Consider the following 17,168-nt stretch of genomic DNA (forward strand, 5'->3'; position numbering starts at 1 on the left):
TTGATCACCTTTTTCACTACCGACAATAACTTTATTGTCTTTAGCTACTTTGCACAACGGTCAATTGTTCGATTCCATGAGCGGAAACACAATTTTTTCCTTTTTTCTTAGAACGATAGAGTGCTTTATCTGCGTTGACGAAGGACTGATGATGATTGGATGTGATTTCTGCAATTCCGACACTGATCGTGGTGTCGTATTCTTGCCATGACTCGATAGCAAGACAGATCCGTTCCATCAATTTCTGCGATGTTTTTACATCGGCATGTTGAATGATAACCGCAAATTCATCGCCACCGATGCGCGAGATAAAATCAGTATCACGCAGGATCGACAACATTTGATTGGCTAAACGTAGCAGAACCTGATCACCGACTGAGTGTCCGTAAGTATCATTGATCCGTTTGAAGTCATCGACATCAATGATTGCCAGACTGCTTTTGGGTTGATTGCTATACCGTTCCTGCAATCTTGAATAGTGCAATAACGTTTGGTTAAATTTTTTCTTATTCCAGAGCCCGGTCATCATGTCCCGTTCATTCTTCTCTTTGAGCTCTAAAATCGCATTATAGTGTTCAGAGATATCACTGAATGAATAAACATAGTGGCTAATCTGTTTGATGGAACCTTCAAGCGCCCGAACTTCCACTTTACAGACATGTGGTGGATCCTCATTACCAATCTGTACTTGTCCCTGCCATTCTCCGCTTGTTTGGAGTTGTCTGAGAATATTTTTATATTTTGCTGTGGCAGGTTGTAAATCGAGGATGTTTTTTCCTTGAATATCAAACTGCTCGGTGCCGAAAAGTTTACAGAAACGTAGATTGGCTCGCAGAATGATATGGTTTGCATTCGTGAGTGCGACAGCAACACTGTTGTCGAGTACGACCTGATTGAATGTTTGTTCTAATCGATTAATGAGATAACTTTCCCATAATAGGGCAAAGAAACCGGCAATAATGCCAAAGAAGAGCAACAGCATGATGACGGTCATCTGGATCTCTTTATTTCTCTGAGCAAACCCTTGCTCGATGAGGTGATGTGGATACATGGTCATCAACGTCATGTCATGGTTATTACCGAATAGCGGCGTCTGAAATGGTTGAAACACGTATAAACCGTCATCGGTCAGGAGGCTACCGGATTGATAGGGGGTATGATGAATATACTCCCATAGTTTGGGGTGCTCATAAGCAAGGTTGATGTTTTCCCGCGCTTTGATCAATCGGCCAAAGAGCTTATTTTTATTACTACTGAGAATGTAATAACCACTTTTATCAATAAAATCAACTGAGTAGCCTAGATCGTTGGATGTGATGTTTTTGATAATGCCTAAGACTTCAAGATTCGCAATGAAATATCCCAAGCGTTGTTGGTCATGAACAATTGGATAGATTATGCGAAATCCCGGTTTGTATGGGGTCACAATTTGGCCGAATTCTCGCTCCAGATCGATCCCAAAATACCCCTGCTCGCCTGGAGCAAGTCTTTGTGCATAATAAAAATAATCACGTTTGCCTTTATTCTGTAACGCATTGTCCGGCACGACATAGGGTTGACTCATCTGCGGCGTATAATCGATACGAATGATTTCTTTCCCTTGATGATCGATGTAGCGCAACTGGTAGAAAAACTCGACATTTGCTGCTGTCAGATACCATTGATTTTTAAGATAATTACGGTAGGTCGGGTTTCCCGTTCTTGCAAAGTCGAGCAGTAAGGGAGAGTGGCTCAGTTGTGCAAAATTCTGTTGGATGAGCTTACTCACCTGAGTCGCTTTGGTTTCAATATGTCCAAGATATTGTTTACTTTGTGTTTCGAGCTGTTGAACAAAGAAACGATGGGCTTCATTGCTGAGATGGAGATAGTATCCGAAAGGGATCACGGATAGACACAGCCATATGAATAGCATCTTTGTGATGGTTCTTTTTGCTCTTTTCATTATGCGACTAACTGACTATTTATTTCTTAAAACGTAGATCAAGATCCGCGAGGATACCAGAGAGAATGGGCTATTTGGGCTGATTATCTCACCACTTCGATTAATTTCGTTGATAAAACAGTCCAGTGGAAAACAGCACAACGAGGCGATATTTCTTTTTTTCTTGGAAAGTCTGTCTGTGAACTGATTTTAAGCAAGGACTGTTATCAAAATAGTAAAGAAGTGAAACACAGGGGTCGGTTTTATGGATAGATTTCGTTACACTCGACAGGTTTGCAGACCTATAACAGGAGGCGCTGTGTTTCCCATTATCTTATTTTTATTTATTGCAGTTCCAATCATCGAAATTGGGTTATTTATTCAGGTCGGTGGATATTTGGGATTGTGGCCGACTATCGGTCTGGTTTTGATCACTGCATTTGTCGGAGCATCTTTGGTGCGAAGTCAGGGATTACAGACCCTGCTGACGATGCAACAGCGACTACAGGATGGTGAACTACCGGCACAACAGATTCTGGAAGGGGTATTACTGGCGGTTGCCGGGGTACTGTTATTGACGCCGGGTTTTATGACGGATCTGATGGGGATGTTTGTTCTGCTGCCGGGACCACGTGCAATGCTGGCACGTAAGCTGATGGACAAAGTCGTCATTCAAGGGAATGTCCAACAACCATTTGGCCCCAGAGCCCCTCATGATCGGGAATCTCATCGCGGTAACACTTACGAAGGTGAATATGATCGCAAAGACGATGATGATGATCATGATAAATTGAATTAATGTAAAACTGCATTTTAGAAATAACCACTAAAAATAAGAATAGGCGTCAATTCTATGTTTCACATTGCATTATATTGTCCGAATATTGCCCAGAATACCGGTAATATCATTCGGTTGTCGACCAACAATGGCTGTCATCTTCATTTGATCGAGCCATTAGGTTTTGATCTTGAAGAAAAAAATCTGCGTCGTGCCGCCCTTGATTACAGAGACATGGCGAAGGTCAGTGTCCATCCTAACTACGAAGCATTCTTAGCGGCGATTGGCGAGCAACGGATCTTCGCACTGACGACCAAAGGTTCCAGACCTCATGATGAGCCAACTTATCAAGCCGGTGATGTGTTGCTATTTGGGTCTGAAACAGCGGGGTTACCTGATGACATCCGCAATGGTTTCCCTGAAGAGCGCAGAATTCGGATCCCGATGCTGCCCAATGCGCGTAGCATGAACCTCTCGAATTCTGTGGCGGTTGTGAGCTACGAAGCGTGGCGTCAGCTTGGTTTTCCCGGCGGGAAGTAATCGCGACTGAATCTATGCCCTTTAAGCCAGCCCTCTCGGCTGGCTTTTTTCTGTATAATCCTTTCTCGCGTTATGGTCACTCGAGCTCACCGATTGAATTGAGAGATCAATCTGTCATATCCAGCGGCAGGGTGATGCTAATCATCAGTCCGCCCATAGTGCTTCGGCTGGCTTGAATCGTGCCTCGATGCTGGCGGATGGCATTCTCGGTAATCGCAAGCCCCAGTCCGGTGCCTCCGCTATGGCGTTCTCTGGTGGTTGAGACGCGATAAAATGGGCGAAAGATATTCGCCAATTCATCATCTGGAACGCCTTCACCGTTATCTTCAACACAGAGTGTCAACTGTTGTGGTGTATCACTGAACGTGATTCGAATTTGATCTTTGCCGTAGTAAATCGCATTACGCACTATATTTTCGACGGCACTCATCAGTTGCTGGGGGTTGCCTGAGATACATCGCTCCGGAATCGTTGAATAGGTGAGCGTCTTTGCCATCTGTTCTGCTTCGAAGGCTGCATCTTCAAGTAAGGTTTCCCATAAACTGGACAGGGGTTGTGTTTCTTGGTCGGAGTGGCTGTTGAGCTGCATTCTGGACAGTTCCAACAGTTCGCCGATCATCTGTTCTAAACGTTGAGCTTCGGTATCGATTCTTTCCAGTTCAGGGCCGGCTCCCTGTTTACGGGTCGCGAGTGCGGTTGCCATCCTTAAACGGGTGAGCGGTGAGCGCAGTTCATGCGAAATATCGGATAAAAGCCGTTGTTGCCCTGAAATCATCTCATTGACGGCACCGACCATGTGGTTAAAGCTCTGACCGGCTTGACGAAATTCGGTGGTTCCCTGTTCCAGAGAGCGATCAATCTGAAACTCGCCTTGCGCAACACGTTGTGATGCCAGCGCGAGTTTTTGAGCCGGTTGACTTAATGCCCATGCCAGCCAAAGCAGTAATGGTGTACTAATCAACATGACCACCAGTAGCAGAGACACTGGATGATCGAGCAAGCGAATAAAAAGGGGAGGCAGTTGATTGTCGGGGAAGGCGACGTAGAGTAGTAATGGTTGTCGGGCAAGATGAATTGGCATCGGCCCTGTCATCAGAAAATGGCCGTACAGCCGTTGCTGCGGCTGCTCGACTGAATCAATCCCAGTGATAAAGTTTTGGAGAATCCGGTTGCTGATCATCTGATTGCCATTGATCATCAAAATGTTACCTGCCATATCGGTTAGAAACAGATGGGGTTTGTCTTGATTCTCCCTGAGCAGGCGATGGTGCATATTGCGTCTGGGTTGTCTGGTGAACTGGGCGGATAATGCTCTGAGAATGGGAGTGAGCGCTTGTTCTCCGGCAAATCGGGTTTCAAGATTCTCTTTGATTGCCGTCAGACGTTGCCGTTCCGAACTCGGTAAGTCTCTGGCTTTTCTCGGGTCAAGGTTTGGCAACAAAAGCACGACGATCAAAATCAGGAACATGGTGAGCCAGAACATGGCAAAGATTCGACCATAGAGGCTGTTTAACTTAGGAAGATGCATCAGTCCTCCGCAATCATCAGGTAGCCGCGGCCACGCAATGTTTTGATTCTTTCCCGGCCATCACTGCGGGGTGGGAGTTTTTTCCTCAGGTTGGAGACATGCATATCAATGGCCCGGTCAAATGCTGCCAGTCGTTTCCCGAGCACATCCAGACTCAGCGTTTCTTTCGTGAGTGTTTCTCCCAGGTGCTGGACAAAGTGAGTCAGCAGTGCAAATTCTGTTGTGGTTAACTCAAGCAGTTGATCGTTGCAGTATGCTTCTTGTCTTTTCGGGTAAAGACGTAAGTCCTCACTTTTGATCTCTTCATTTGATTGATGTGTCGGTGCGTATTGGGTGCGACGGAGAATGGCACGGATTCGGGCCAGCAGTTCCCGGTCACTGAACGGTTTTGGCAGATAATCATCAGCACCAAGCTCAAGACCAATCACCCGATCAATTTCTTCCCCTTTGGCTGTCAGCATCAGCACAGGTGTTTGAGCATATTGAGAAGCGGAACGAATTCTTTTCAGCGTTTCCATCCCGTTCAGCTTGGGCATCATTACATCCAATAAGATGATATCTGTCCGTTCATCAAGCATATGTAGGCCGGCTTCCCCATCGTGGGCTTCTGTAACACTGAATCCTTCAAGGCTGAGCACTTCCTTGAGTAGTGCGGTTAACTCAGTGTCATCATCAATGATTAGGATATGGGGCATCAGTGGTTCTCCGCAGAGTTCTGTGAACGTTGTATCTTTGTCAGCCGGTGAGCTTACCAATAGTTTACCTTTAAATTTCACGGATAAAGATCGTTTGGTCCCTCATTTACACTCTTTTACCTACGCTATACACCCGTTGACCTTACAGAATGTAAGCTTAATTTACAGATACACGAAAGGCTGATGTCGATCAGTCTACCCACCAAGAGGTAACAGAGATGAACACTTTAACAAAAGTAATATTGGCTGCTGTTGTGCTCCCGTTCACGCTCGGCAGTATGAATGTTTTTGCCGGATATCAGAACCATCATGGCGGTGGTCAATGGGGGAATCAATGTTCCGAATGTCAGCGTTATGATCACCGTGGGATGTTTCGGACACTCAACCTGACGCCAGAGCAGCAAAATCAACTGACAGCACTCCGACAAAAGCATTGGGAGCAAAGGCAGACTCGGATGCAAAATTATCATCAAGAGATGACGCCTATTTTACTGGCAAAAAGTTTTGATGAGAAAGCCGCTCAGACATTGGCTGGCAAAATGGAAAACGTGCGCATTGACCGGCGCGTAGAGATGATGCGCCAACGGCATGAGATGTTGAATATTTTGACCCCCGAGCAACAAAAACAATGGCGGAAGATGTTTCAAGAAAGATCATTCGGTCGTATGGCAGGACAGGGTCAAGGCGGTGGTCCTCGCATCATGATGAACCAATGGTAGAAGCGCATTGGCGTTTTTGAGGGAATGTTGAGTATGGTGAAAGCAAGATGTCCGTGAAATAAAATAATGTCTGTGAAGTCATATGGCGTTGGTGACGAAAGGGGTGACAGGGATGCACCTCTTTCTTGTTTACATGATCAATAATTATTATCATTTTCATGTTTAAAATCAGATAATTATATTTATGGGTGATAAATAAATCACCTGCAATAGCGCTGATTTCGTTATATAGTTAACCATTATTGATGACATTCATTCAGAGTTTTTGATGCACTCAAATTATATTCGCTTAGTGAAATCAGCAGCATGGAGTGCGACCATTGTCGCGGTTACGTTGCTGATCATTAAAATGTTTGCTTGGTGGCATACCGGTTCAGTCAGCTTACTTGCGTCGGTGATTGACTCTTTGCTCGATATTGCCGCATCGGTGGTTAACCTGTGGGTGGTCCGCTATGCACTTCAGCCGGCAGATCGGGAACATACATTTGGTCATGGGAAAGCAGAATCTCTCGCTGCACTGGCACAAGCGATGTTTATTTCGGGATCGGCCTGCTTCTTGTTTCTGAACGGGGTTGACCGTTTCTTCCGTCCTCAGCCGCTACAAACACCGGAGCTGGGGATCTACGTGAGTGCGCTGGCTATCGTGGTGACCTTCCTGTTGGTTCGGTATCAGAAGTATGTGGTGAAAAAAACCGGGAGTCAGGCGATTGCAGCGGACTCTTTGCACTATCAGTCTGATTTATGGATGAACATTGCAATTATGATCGCATTAGCGATGAGTTGGAAAGGGGTGACCCAAGCCGATGCAATCTTCGCCGTCGGGATCGGGATTTATATTTTATATAGCGCGTACCAGATTATTCATGAAGCGATTCAGACGTTATTGGATCGCAAACTGCCGGATGAAGAAATCAGTCACATCCGTCAGTTGAGTTTATCGGTTGAGGGCGTTTTAGGGATTCATGGTTTACGGACGCGAATGTCGGGACCGGTGCGTTTTATTCAGCTTCATCTGGAGCTAGATGATCATTTACCGTTGATTCAGGCACATGAGATTTCTGATCAGGTTGAAGCGCTATTGCTGGCGGAGTTTCCCGGTTCTGATGTGCTGGTTCACCAAGACCCTTATTCTGTGATTCTACAATCAGAATATGAGCAGAAAATGGCAGAATGGTCGTGAGGACGGTCAATACTTGACTGACGATTGGTTCTGATTCGGATGATGGTTTACGTGGTATCAGCACCAGTGATTTGAATACAACGGATAACCTGAAAATGGTATTTCAGGTTATCCGTGACGCTCTTTCTTATATCAGAACTTCGCTTCTAGCGTGACGCCAGAGTAGTCAGAATAACCGCGTAGCATGATTGAGTAAGTGCCCGCAGCGGCACGATCAAACGAGCATGACTCGTTATTTCCCGATTTGTAAGGACGACAGTCATAAGAACGGGTTCCCGCTTTCGCGCCATACTTCACATAAAGATCGGCATCCCCCCGGCCTCCCGACATCGAGATCTTAAAAGAACGAGATTCAGGCAGTTCGAATGTATACCAGCTTTGACCTGATGCCTGACCACTTAATCCGGTCAGTGGTTTGCCAACCTTCAACACCGGTTCCTGTTGATCTGCTACCGTTGAGTTTGCCATTTCGACAATGTAGGCGAGGCCGAGCCGAGCAAATTTTTGCGCGTGTTTTCCTTCGCGATCAGAATTGGAGAGTGTATCCCGTGAGGTATGAATATGCGGATTGTATTCAGAGAATCGGGCTTCAAAAGGCATTGATGCAGGATATCCGGCACCATGCCACGATGCATGATCCGAGCAGCCATAACCGCATCGGTCAAAGCCATATTTCAGATTTGGGAGATACTCATCCAGCAGTTTTGCCAGAAATGAATTCAGATTGCTATCGGTATAGTCGGTCATGAAGACAATGTCTTCAGCAGAACCGGGGTAGTTTGTCATGTCCAACTGAAGGGCGGAAAGTACGTTTTTGCCTTCATTCTTATATTGGCTGGCGATATCTTGAGAGCCGCGTAACCCGACTTCTTCTGCTGCATAAGCCATGAAAGCAACTGTTCGTTTCGGTTTAAAGTTGTTTTCTGCCAGTACCCTGATGATTTCAGTCACACTCGCGATGCCCGATGCATCATCATCCGCCCCGGGGGCAACACTCTGAGCGTTGGTTCTTGAACCAATCGTGGAATCCAAGTGACCGCCAATCACAACAATTTCGTCGGGTTTTTCCGTCCCTCGAATGGTGAGAATGACGGATTTCTGCTGATAACCGGAGTGGCTGACTTGTTGCACGGAAGCATTGCGCCATGAAGCGGATAAATCCCGCCATTCACTGGCAATCCAGTTCGAAGCCTGTGCGCCGCTGAGGGTCGTATAGAAGCGATTCGTAAAGTCCGATAAGCTAGTGATTGTATCCGTAATTTGATTCGCGCTGATCAATGGAATCAACGGTTTGACAATATCTTGCTGACCAATGCCAACCGCAGCAAATGAACTGCTGGTTAATGGCACCCGGCTCGCTTCAACCGCACTTTGCTTAGAATCATGAACAATATAACCACCGCAGCGGTGATGTTCTTCATGCATGTTGTGCGATAGCTCGGCCAAATCCTGTGGATCAACCTGTCCAACCCAGACAAGTGGATTATCGACCACAGACTGAGCCTGAATCGGTTGAGTGACGGATTCCAGCAACGTGCCTTTTGCATCTGCACCTATCGATATCCAGACTTTGTTGGCGTCAGTCTGCGAGTCTTCTGCCGCGAGCAGTGATGTACTGAACAGTGTCAGTATGACCGCCAGACCGGTTTTTGTGTATTTCATATTGTTCTGATCTCCCTATCGTAGGCTCTTGATCTGAGTGGTAAAAAGGCGTTAAAGGCCAGCGTTACTAAACTAGCAAACCCAAGCAAGATAAGGGAATGAATCAATGCAAATTAATTCATAATCAGAATGTAAACAACAGTGAGCATAAGAATGTTAATAAATATTTATATTGTTTATATTTGTGTAAAATTGTGAATGTGTGACAGCCGTCCGTATTTCTTGTTGCCATCGAGACTGCTTATTGTAAGAGTCGGGGGAGTGCAATTTTTTAGACTATTTTGTATTCAATATTGCCCTTTACTATTGTTGATTCGCATAAGAAAAAAACTATACCCTGATGTGAATCAACAAAGAGTAATGACAAAGTTGCAATACTCATTCACAATATGAACACTTAATCTTCGGTGCAAAAAAAGATCGGGTAACATTGCAAAAAAAGTGACATGATGTGCTGAGAAGATCGGTTTGTTTTGACATCAACAACCGGATACAACTATCTATTAGAATGACATTCCCAATATTTTAGAGGGTGAGCATGATTAAAAAGATCGGGATATTAACAAGTGGCGGTGATGCTCCAGGGATGAACGCTGCGATTCGTGGCGTTGTACGCACTGCATTAGGCGCTGGTTTAGAAGTTTTTGGCATCTATGATGGCTATCTGGGGCTTTATGAAGACCGGATCGTCCAGTTAGATCGTTCGAGTGTTTCGGACGTGATTAACCGGGGTGGCACATTTCTGGGGTCAGCGCGTTTCCCTGAATTTAAAGAGGTTCACGTTCGTGAAAAAGCGATTGAGAACCTACAAAAGCATGGTATCGAAGCTCTGGTTGTGATCGGTGGTGATGGTTCTTATATGGGTGCGAAGAAGCTGACAGAAATGGGATATCCATGTATCGGTCTGCCGGGCACCATTGATAATGATATCGCCGGTACCGATTATACCATCGGTTATTTGACAGCTTTGAATACCGTGATTGATGCGATCGACCGCTTGCGTGATACTTCATCATCTCACCAACGGATTTCTATTGTTGAAATCATGGGACGTCATTGTGGTGATTTAACACTGATGTCAGCGATTGCTGGTGGATGTGAATATATTATTACCCCGGAGACGGGATTGAATATGGATGAGTTGATTTCCAATCTGAAAGATGGCATCGCGAAAGGGAAGAAACATGCCATTATTGCGCTGACTGAGCTGATGATGGATGCCAATGTTCTGGCGAAGAAGATTGAAGAAGCAACGAAACGTGAAACACGAGCGACTGTGCTTGGTCACATTCAGCGTGGTGGTCGTCCGACAGCATTTGATCGGGTTTTAGCGTCTCGGATGGGGAACTACGCGGTTCACCTTCTGCTGGAAGGTCATGGTGGTCGTTGTGTCGGTATTCAGAAAGAAGATCTGGTTCACCACGACATCATCGATGCGATCGAGAATTTGAAGCGTCCTGTTCGCCAAGATCTATACAAAGTTGCTGAAGAACTGTTTTAAGGTTTTTTCGTAGCACATATTAATAAAGACCGCAGAGAGCGGTCTTTTTTTGTATTGGATATTAAGTAAAGTGATTTTTTTTAGGACTGTGTCTGTGCTGACAAGCGCCTCCCAATATGTAGCATCGAGAGGGCTGTCACTTATATCAGACGATCCACATCCGTTCTTCCGGATCTTTTCTGTTCAGGTAATGCGTGGATTGAATCCGACGGATCGTCCGGCACTTACCGCGAATGAGCAGCGTTTCAGTGACGGCAATATTACCTTGACGCGTAACACCATCGAGCAAGTCACCTTTGGTGATGCCTGTTGCTGAGAAAATCACATTATCACTGCGGACCATGTCTTCCATCTTCAGCACTTTACCGGCTTCTACGCCCATGATCTGACAACGTTCGATCTCTTGCTGACCGATCTGTCGGTTTTCATCGCTATCCCCCTTGACTTCGTGACGAGGCAGAAGGCGGCCATGCATATCACCGTCTAGCGCACGAATCACGGCAGCAGAGACCACACCTTCCGGTGCGCCACCGATACAATACATCACATCCACTTCACTATTGGGCATACAGGTTAAAATTGAAGCGGCTACGTCACCGTCGGGAACGGCAAAGACGCGGACGCCCCACTGTTGCATCTCGGCAATGATTTGATCGTGACGAGGCTTCGCCAATGTAATCACGACCAGTGTATCCAGTGATTTACCTAGTGCTTGTGCGACATGTTCGAGATTCTGTTTGAGGGGTTGATTGAGATCGATACATCCTTTGGCTCCCGGGCCGACAACCAATTTTTCCATGTACATATCGGGTGCTTTCAAAAAGCTCCCTTTCTCCGCAGCCGCCAATACAGAGAGCGCGTTAGACTGTCCCATGGCGGTCATGCGAGTTCCTTCTATTGGATCGACAGCGATATCGACTTCATCGCCGCCCAACCCAACCTTTTCGCCAATATAGAGCATCGGGGCATCATCTATTTCCCCTTCGCCAATCACTATCTCACCCGTGATTTCTGTTTTATTCAACAGGCTTCGCATGACTTCGACAGCAGCACCATCCGCTGCATTTTTATCACCGCGCCCAAGCCATTTATACCCGGCTAAAGCTGCACCTTCGGTCACTCGGGAAAAGGCCATTGCTAAATCACGTTTCATGTGAACTCCATCTTGACGGAAAACTGAGAAATTTGCGTCGAATTTTAGCATATCCCGACGAAAACGTTTGCTGAAATGCTTATGGATAATTGCACTTGATCAAGCGATCCTCAGATCTTCAACCGTATTTTAGTGCTCAAGTGTGATGAAACCCGCCACGAAGAACAACAAAAGTAAGAATTGTGTCAATTGACGTCGGTTTTTTAATCGAATAGTGAAAATATTCAATATAGAGCGTGTTTCTCCAGCCATGGCTGAGTAGAATGAACAACTAGGTACAATCATCATTGCAAGCGCAGAATCGTAAAGGGTATAAGCATGTCTTTTGAAGTGTTAGAAAAATTAGAAGCCAAAATTCAAACTGCCGTTGATACAATCACACTCCTTCAAATGGAAGTTGAAGAATTAAAAGAAGAAAAACAGAAATTGATTGAAGAAGCGACTCAGATGAAAACGAGTCGTGATGAACTGGAACAGCGCGTACAGGACATGCAGCAAGAGCAGACTGCATGGCAGGAACGTATTCGCAATTTACTTGGTAAGATGGAAGAGATGGAGTAAGTCGCGAGGCTTTCTATATCAAAGCGATCTGGTCCAAGCTTTCTATCTCACAAACACGATATGAAAAATGCCGACATGTCTGTCGGCATTTTTCATGAGAGCGCCCATATACGATTTATGCTTGTGGCCGGATGCCCAGCGTATGGCATAGTGCATAGGTCATCTCTGCCCGGTTCAGTGTATAAAAATGGAAGTCTTTCACGCCTTCACGACAGAGTATCCGGACCATGTCGATGGCTTGGCTCGCACCGACAAGCTGGCGCGTCACGGGGTCATTGTCTAATCCGTCGAATTGTTTACTCATCCATCCCGGTACTTTGACATGGTTCTGTGCGGCAAAGCGAGATGCCTGATTAAAGTTGGATACTGGGAGTATGCCCGGTACGATTTCGACCTCGATACCAGCGCTGACACAGCGGTCCCGAAATCGCAGATAACATTCAACATCAAAGAAAAACTGAGTGATGGCACGGTTCGCGCCCGCATCCGCTTTACGTTTGAGATTCAGCAAATCAGCCTGAGCACTCTTGGCTTCAGGATGAACTTCAGGAAAGGCTGCGACAGAAATATCAAAGTCATGCCGGGATTTGAGTAAGGCCACCAAATCAGAAGCGTACATTTCCGGTTTACCTCTGCCCGGAGGAATGTCACCCCGGAGCGCAACTATGTTCTTGATGCCGTTGTTCCAGTAGTCATCGGCAATCTGACTCAACTCTTCGCGACTGGCATCAATACAAGTGAGGTGAGGTGCTGCTACTAATCCAGTCTGGGATTTAATTTCTTTAATAATGGTATGGGTTCTGTCCCGCTCTCCGGAATTCGCTCCGTAGGTAACCGAGACAAATTTGGGCTGTAAGGTTTTCAAGCGATGAACGGAGTTCCAGAGCGTTTCTTCCATTTGCGGAGTACTGGGTGGGAAAAACTCAAAAGAGACATTAAGGTCCCCGGATAATTCACTAATGTTCTGATTCAGTGCATCAATATGTCCAGCATATGAGTATCCCATCTTTTCTCTCTCCGTGAATGATGGTTAATCGAATCCAAATCGACGTTTAGACGTCTATATGTCTAGATATTCTATTGAATTGTTTTTAATGTCAACAATATAAGTATGAATATTATTCATGTTGATATGAAGGTTTTCACATCTATTTGTGTCTCAACTCATTTAGTTTAGAAACAAATCAGGAGCCTTTCGGCTCCTGAACGATGAAATATGTGATCGAGAATGGATTTGTTATAACAAGCTGGAAAGTAGATTAATATCTGACTGGATCGCCCCCGCAGTGACGTCTCGCCCGGCACCCGGACCGCGAATCACTAAAGGATTGTCTTTATACCATTTACTTTCGATGGCAAAGATATTGTCGCACGGCAGAAGATTGGCTAATGGATGCTCCCGATGTAAGGCTTCTACTCCGACGGAGGCCTTTCCTGATTTCTCCAAACGAGCGACATAACGCAGCACTTTATCCTCTCTCTGTGCTTTTGCCAGCCGTTCAGCAAGCTGAATGTCGAGTTGAGCACTTTGGTCAAGAAAGTCATCCAAAGAGAGGCATTGTAGTTCTTCCGGTACCAGTGATTCGACAGTGACTTGATTGGGTTCAATATCCAGACCGGACTCCCGCGCCAGAATGACCAATTTTCTCATCACGTCGGAGCCATCTAAATCATTTCTCGGATCGGGTTCGGTTAAGCCTTGTTGCCAAGCCAGATCAACCAATTCACTAAATGGAACCGTCCCGTCATATTGTTGGAATAACCAAGACAATGTTCCTGAGAAAATCCCGGACAGAGCGACAATCTCATCTCCGCTTTCCCGCAGATCTCTCACCGTATGGTTGATTGGCAGACCAGCCCCGACCGTTGCATTGTAGAACCAGTGACGGCTGATCTTTGCAAAAGAGTCTTTGACCTGATAGTAGTATTCGCTGCTTGATGAGCCTGCGACCTTGTTCGCAGAAATAAGGTGCATTCCCTGTTCTGCGATTTGAATATATTGCCCGGCGAGTTCAGCACTGGCAGTCACATCCAGTACAATGACATCATCATAGCCGCGGATCTGCCCGAGTTTGAGCAGCCATCCTTGACCATCGTTAGGCGTGGATTCTTCAAGAAAATGCTGTTCGACCTGTGTTGGGTCAATCCCCCGTTCATCAAACCAGTAGGTCTGACTATCGATGATCGCCACCAGTTCAAAATTCATTCCCCGGCGCTTTTCCAGTTCGGCTTTCTGTTCCGCAAAGAGCTTGAGCCAACTTGAGCCAATATTACCTTTGCCGCAGAGTGCGAGTGCCACACGTTTCTGTGCCTGAAAAAGGTGATTGTGCAGTTGGTTGACTAATGTGTCGATGGATGTATGACGTAGTATCGCGACCAGACTCAGCTCTGATTCACAGAGAAATTCAATCGGAGCTTGTTTGAGCTGTTGATAAAAACCGAAACAGTGGTTGGCATTTTTGGTCACGCCAGCCCCCACAGCAGCAACCAGTGAATAGCCTTCTTTGAGGCGAATCTCCGCTTCAATCGCGGCATCTTGCAAATAGGACAAAGCGCCAGCAGCAATTTCAGCCGTGTAAGCAAGCTGGATGCGATACTGGTCTTCTTGTTTATCATAAGCAAGCGGTGTGAGCTGGGCTCGCTTGAGTTGTTCTATCACCTGTTTGTATTGGCGTTGAAAATCATGTCCGCGTGAGAAACTCAGTTCAATCAGCAAGACTTCATCCAGAGACGTGATGATTTTGGCACCCCGTCCTGAAGCAAGTACCCGTTCAATATGAGTTGAGCCGGCTTCTGGGTCATAGCTACACCGGAGATGCAGATCAATCGCACTTTGCGCCACGGGCTGTAATGTCCGGCTGTGTAAGACGGGGGCCGCGAGACGAGCCAGTTCGCTGGCTTCATCCAGACGGAGCAGCGGCAGCAGGCAGGCATCAGTGACGAGTCTCGGGTCTGCACTGTATACACCGGCGACATCACTCCAAATGGTCACCCGCTCGACTTCGGCCAGTGCGCCAATAATGGTTGCTGAGTAATCGGAACCATTACGCCCCAGCAAAACGGTTTCTCCGGCTTCGTCTTGAGCGATGAAGCCTGTCATCACGATCCGTTGATGACCGTGTTGAGCCAGAATTTCTTTCAGCAGCGGGTACGACTGAGCACGGTCGATTTCCGGTTGGGTCTCTCGGTGAGCGCGTAAAAATGCTCTGGCGTCTTGTGCAATTGCCATTAATCCTTGCTGATTGAGTAATGCGGCCATTAAACGGGATGACCAAATCTCACCATGAGCCAATACGAACGCCTGTTGAGCGTCATCCAGTGGTGCACGGAGTTCTGCGAGGGTCATGCACTCATCCGTCAGCCGGTTTGTCAGTGCTTGAGCGGCTTCTCCTTCGAGCAAGTCTGCAATCAACTGGTGTTGAAAGTGTTGAATCTGCCCCAAAATTTCTTGGGCCTGTTGTGGCTCGACGGTGAGATTTTCAATAAAAGCAATGAGTTGATTGGTTGTTTTGCCCGCTGCAGAAACCACAACTAGATCGTGACTTTGCGAATACTCTTTGAGAATTTGAGCAACGCGGCGATAACATGCCGGATCAGCCAGACTACTTCCTCCGAATTTATGGAGGTGGCGTACGGTGGTCATCAACAATTCTCCTTTACCCAGTTTAGGGATTGATCCAGATCGGCAATCAAGTCATCGGCATCTTCTAAGCCGACCGAGAGCCGTAATAGTTGGAGCGAAATACCGGCCTTGTTGAGCGCTTCCTCACCCATCGCACGATGGGTCATTGTTGCCGGATGACAAATTAAACTTTCGACACCACCGAGTGACTCAGCTAATGAAAACAGATTGAGTCGGCTTACAAATTGTTGCAGCGCTTCATAGCTTCCCGCGAACTCAAAGCTGAGCATCGAACCAAATCCGCTTTGCTGTTTTTTCGCAATGTCATGACCGGGATGGTTGGGTAAACTCGGATGATAAATGGTTCCAATCAGTGCTTGAGACTGCAAGTAAGTGAGAATCTTCAGTGAGCTTTCTTCATGGCAGCGCATTCTTGCGCTCAAGGTGCGCAGCCCTCTGAGTGTCATATAACTATCGAATGGGGTACCGGAGGCGCCGATACAGTTTGCCCACCAAGAAAGCTGTTCAGCATGCGCTTCGGTTTTGCTGATGATTACACCGCCAATCACATCTGAGTGGCCATTGATATACTTTGTCGTCGAATGGATCACAAAGTCAGCACCCAGCGATAAAGGTTGTTGGTAGACTGGGGTCAGGAAGGTATTATCAACAGCGACTAAAGTACCGACCTGTTTTGCCTGCTGACAGATTTTTTTGATATCAACGATGCGAACGAGCGGGTTGGATGGTGTTTCCAGCAAGATAAGTTTCGGTTTCTGGGCGAAAGCTTCCGCGAGCGCTGCATCGTCGCATTGATCAACGAATGACACTCGGAAGTCACCTTTATTGGCGCGGGAATTGAATAAACGATATGTGCCGCCATAGCAGTCATTCGGTGCGATGATGAGATCATCGGGGCCGATAAAGGCAGAAACCCATAGATTAAGCGCTGATGTACCACAGTTGGTTATCACGGCGCCCTGACCGCCTTCCAGTTCGTAAAGTGTTTGTTCCAGCAGTCCGCGGTTCGGATTACCGGAACGGGTATAATCGTACTGAGGGACTTCACCGAATGCCGGAAATCCATAATTCGTTGAGAGGTAAATCGGTGGAACGACAGCATGGTACTGCGTGTCTGACTCAATACCCGTTCGAACGGCGATGGTTGCAGGTTTATGAGTGCTCATATGTGATTCCTTTCTACTTGATGACAGATGTCGTTCATGACTGTAGATCTCAGTCGATACGGATTGGACATGGCTGCTCACTTTACTGATTTTTTAATAAGACGTCAATACTTCTAGACGT

Annotated in this window: 14 protein-coding genes; 6 read left to right on the forward strand and 8 right to left on the reverse strand. The window is 46.5% G+C overall.

Annotation, left to right across the window (positions count from 1 at the left end):
- Positions 1-40 precede the first annotated feature (40 nt).
- Positions 41-1,912 carry a sensor domain-containing diguanylate cyclase gene (locus tag BSQ33_RS10005; protein WP_232471918.1) on the reverse strand — a complete coding sequence of 624 codons (1,872 nt, stop codon included), beginning with the start codon at positions 1,910-1,912 and terminating at the stop codon, positions 41-43.
- A gap of 328 nt (positions 1,913-2,240) precedes the next feature.
- Between BSQ33_RS10005 and BSQ33_RS10010 the strand changes: the two genes are divergently transcribed.
- Both BSQ33_RS10010 and BSQ33_RS10015 read left to right on the forward strand, forming a co-directional pair.
- Complete coding sequence (locus tag BSQ33_RS10010) at positions 2,241-2,720, forward strand: FxsA family protein (protein ID WP_088134032.1); 480 nt, start codon at positions 2,241-2,243, stop codon at positions 2,718-2,720.
- Between the two features lie 54 nt (positions 2,721-2,774).
- Entirely contained in the window at positions 2,775-3,239 is a 465-nt protein-coding gene (locus tag BSQ33_RS10015; RefSeq protein WP_088134033.1) for a tRNA (cytidine(34)-2'-O)-methyltransferase, read from the forward strand.
- A 106-nt stretch (positions 3,240-3,345) separates the two neighbouring features.
- Here the strand turns inward: BSQ33_RS10015 and cpxA are convergent, their stop codons facing one another.
- On the reverse strand, positions 3,346-4,767 hold the full coding sequence (gene cpxA / locus BSQ33_RS10020; protein ID WP_088134034.1) for an envelope stress sensor histidine kinase CpxA: 1,422 nt from the start codon (positions 4,765-4,767) through the stop codon (positions 3,346-3,348).
- Positions 4,767-5,462, reverse strand: coding sequence for a response regulator (locus tag BSQ33_RS10025; protein WP_088134571.1), 696 nt, complete (start codon positions 5,460-5,462; stop codon positions 4,767-4,769). The genes cpxA and BSQ33_RS10025 overlap by 1 nt, the downstream gene beginning before the upstream one ends.
- Before the next feature lie 218 nt (positions 5,463-5,680).
- Here BSQ33_RS10025 and BSQ33_RS10030 point away from each other — a divergent pair, with 218 nt between their 5' ends.
- Both BSQ33_RS10030 and fieF read left to right on the forward strand, forming a co-directional pair.
- Entirely contained in the window at positions 5,681-6,181 is a 501-nt protein-coding gene (locus BSQ33_RS10030; protein ID WP_088134035.1) for a Spy/CpxP family protein refolding chaperone, read from the forward strand.
- Positions 6,182-6,449: 268 nt separating this feature from the next.
- Positions 6,450-7,361, forward strand: coding sequence for a CDF family cation-efflux transporter FieF (gene fieF, locus BSQ33_RS10035; protein WP_088134036.1), 912 nt, complete (start codon positions 6,450-6,452; stop codon positions 7,359-7,361).
- Between the two features lie 132 nt (positions 7,362-7,493).
- Here fieF and BSQ33_RS10040 read toward each other — a convergent pair whose 3' ends face one another.
- Positions 7,494-9,023, reverse strand: a complete 1,530-nt coding sequence (locus BSQ33_RS10040; RefSeq protein ID WP_088134037.1) for a M28 family metallopeptidase — start codon at positions 9,021-9,023, stop codon at positions 7,494-7,496.
- Positions 9,024-9,561: 538 nt separating this feature from the next.
- On the opposite strand from BSQ33_RS10040, the gene pfkA reads away from it, so the two are divergent.
- Complete coding sequence (pfkA, locus tag BSQ33_RS10045; protein ID WP_088134038.1) at positions 9,562-10,524, forward strand: 6-phosphofructokinase; 963 nt, start codon at positions 9,562-9,564, stop codon at positions 10,522-10,524.
- Between the two features lie 145 nt (positions 10,525-10,669).
- Here the strand turns inward: pfkA and glpX are convergent, their stop codons facing one another.
- Positions 10,670-11,677, reverse strand: a complete 1,008-nt coding sequence (glpX, locus tag BSQ33_RS10050; RefSeq protein WP_088134039.1) for a class II fructose-bisphosphatase — start codon at positions 11,675-11,677, stop codon at positions 10,670-10,672.
- A gap of 318 nt (positions 11,678-11,995) precedes the next feature.
- Between glpX and zapB the strand changes: the two genes are divergently transcribed.
- The gene (zapB, locus tag BSQ33_RS10055) at positions 11,996-12,238 is read left to right on the forward strand and encodes a cell division protein ZapB (protein ID WP_088134040.1); all 243 of its coding nucleotides are present in this window, start codon (positions 11,996-11,998) and stop codon (positions 12,236-12,238) included.
- A gap of 115 nt (positions 12,239-12,353) precedes the next feature.
- Here zapB and metF read toward each other — a convergent pair whose 3' ends face one another.
- From metF to BSQ33_RS10070, 3 genes are all read right to left on the reverse strand, one after another.
- Positions 12,354-13,244 (reverse strand): methylenetetrahydrofolate reductase, encoded by an 891-nt coding sequence (metF, locus tag BSQ33_RS10060; protein ID WP_088134041.1) that lies wholly within the window; start codon positions 13,242-13,244, stop codon positions 12,354-12,356.
- A 231-nt stretch (positions 13,245-13,475) separates the two neighbouring features.
- Entirely contained in the window at positions 13,476-15,881 is a 2,406-nt protein-coding gene (locus tag BSQ33_RS10065) for a bifunctional aspartate kinase/homoserine dehydrogenase II (protein ID WP_088134042.1), read from the reverse strand.
- Positions 15,881-17,047 carry an O-succinylhomoserine (thiol)-lyase gene (locus BSQ33_RS10070; RefSeq protein WP_088134043.1) on the reverse strand — a complete coding sequence of 389 codons (1,167 nt, stop codon included), beginning with the start codon at positions 17,045-17,047 and terminating at the stop codon, positions 15,881-15,883. Before BSQ33_RS10070 ends, BSQ33_RS10065 begins: the two co-directional genes overlap by 1 nt.
- Between the last annotated feature and the right edge of the window lie 121 nt (positions 17,048-17,168).

It is taken from the genome of Vibrio gazogenes (genome assembly GCF_002196515.1).
GTDB lineage: Bacteria > Pseudomonadota > Gammaproteobacteria > Enterobacterales > Vibrionaceae > Vibrio > Vibrio gazogenes_A.

Coding starts and splice junctions, on each gene's coding strand:
- metF (WP_088134041.1), bottom strand. CDS start 13,244: ATGGGATACTCATATGCTGGACATATTGATGCACTGAATCAGAACATT.
- glpX (WP_088134039.1), bottom strand. CDS start 11,677: ATGAAACGTGATTTAGCAATGGCCTTTTCCCGAGTGACCGAAGGTGCA.
- BSQ33_RS10005 (WP_232471918.1), bottom strand. CDS start 1,912: ATGCTATTCATATGGCTGTGTCTATCCGTGATCCCTTTCGGATACTAT.
- zapB (WP_088134040.1), top strand. CDS start 11,996: ATGTCTTTTGAAGTGTTAGAAAAATTAGAAGCCAAAATTCAAACTGCC.
- BSQ33_RS10065 (WP_088134042.1), bottom strand. CDS start 15,881: ATGACCACCGTACGCCACCTCCATAAATTCGGAGGAAGTAGTCTGGCT.
- pfkA (WP_088134038.1), top strand. CDS start 9,562: ATGATTAAAAAGATCGGGATATTAACAAGTGGCGGTGATGCTCCAGGG.
- BSQ33_RS10040 (WP_088134037.1), bottom strand. CDS start 9,023: ATGAAATACACAAAAACCGGTCTGGCGGTCATACTGACACTGTTCAGT.
- fieF (WP_088134036.1), top strand. CDS start 6,450: ATGCACTCAAATTATATTCGCTTAGTGAAATCAGCAGCATGGAGTGCG.
- BSQ33_RS10025 (WP_088134571.1), bottom strand. CDS start 5,462: ATGCCCCATATCCTAATCATTGATGATGACACTGAGTTAACCGCACTA.
- BSQ33_RS10070 (WP_088134043.1), bottom strand. CDS start 17,047: ATGAGCACTCATAAACCTGCAACCATCGCCGTTCGAACGGGTATTGAG.
- BSQ33_RS10015 (WP_088134033.1), top strand. CDS start 2,775: ATGTTTCACATTGCATTATATTGTCCGAATATTGCCCAGAATACCGGT.
- BSQ33_RS10030 (WP_088134035.1), top strand. CDS start 5,681: ATGAACACTTTAACAAAAGTAATATTGGCTGCTGTTGTGCTCCCGTTC.
- cpxA (WP_088134034.1), bottom strand. CDS start 4,767: ATGCATCTTCCTAAGTTAAACAGCCTCTATGGTCGAATCTTTGCCATG.